This is a genomic window from Leisingera sp. ANG-M1 (assembly GCF_000813745.1).
GTDB lineage: Bacteria > Pseudomonadota > Alphaproteobacteria > Rhodobacterales > Rhodobacteraceae > Leisingera.
This window is the reverse complement of record NZ_JWLC01000085.1, coordinates 1-745: the sequence shown is the minus strand read 5'-3', so window position 1 is coordinate 745 and position 745 is coordinate 1. Positions and strand designations below refer to the sequence as shown.

General features: G+C 63.2%; 1 protein-coding gene. It reads right to left on the bottom strand.

What is annotated here, in order from left to right:
• On the bottom strand, nucleotides 1-682 hold a 682-nt coding region (locus tag RA19_RS25515; protein ID WP_039168854.1), incomplete at its 3' end, for an ABC transporter permease.
• Between the last annotated feature and the right edge of the window lie 63 nt (nucleotides 683-745).

Below are 745 nucleotides of genomic sequence, written 5' to 3'. Positions count from 1 at the left end.
TCGCGGACACCAGGAAGGATTTGGAGAACAGCCCGTCGTTGGTGGCGTAAAGCGCGGAGACCACCATTGTGACGATCGGCAGCCAGGCCAGTGGCGACACGGGTTTGAAGATTTGTACCAGCGGGTTGATGGCTGAATTCGCAACCGGGGACAGGCCCGCCAGAATGCCAAGCGGGATTGCCACGGCAGAGGCGATCAGGAACCCGAAAAAGACGGTCTGGATCGAGGTCCAGATCTGCTGGTAGTAGGACGGCGCGCCCGTGAAGGGGATGTCCTTGACCCGTTCCGGCTGCCCGCGGTCGATGAACCGCTGGTTGCGGGCTTCGACCTTTTCGTAATGGGCACGCTCCTTGACGGCCTTTGCCTGCGCGTCCTGGTGCAGATTTACGGCTTCGGTCCAGACGGCAGCGGGGCCAGGGATGGCCCCCAGCGAGGTCTGTACTTTGGGTGCCAAAGCGCCCCAGAGGACAAGAAAGGCGGCGATTGCGATCAGCGGAACCGCCAGCAGCCGCCAGATTTCCTTCATCTGGGCCTTGGGGTTGTCACCGGCAGCGGTTTTCAGAACCGGAGTGATCCAGGCCAGGCCTAGGACCTGGAACCAGGCGTCCATCTTGTTGATGCGGGTGAAGAGCCGGGCGCGGCGCGCCTCGGAGTTGAGCATGTCGGTGGCGGCGGTGGTCATGGTTTGGTCCTCTGGGGAATGCTGGGGGAGGGGAACGGCGCTCGCTCCTGCAGGAGCATCGCC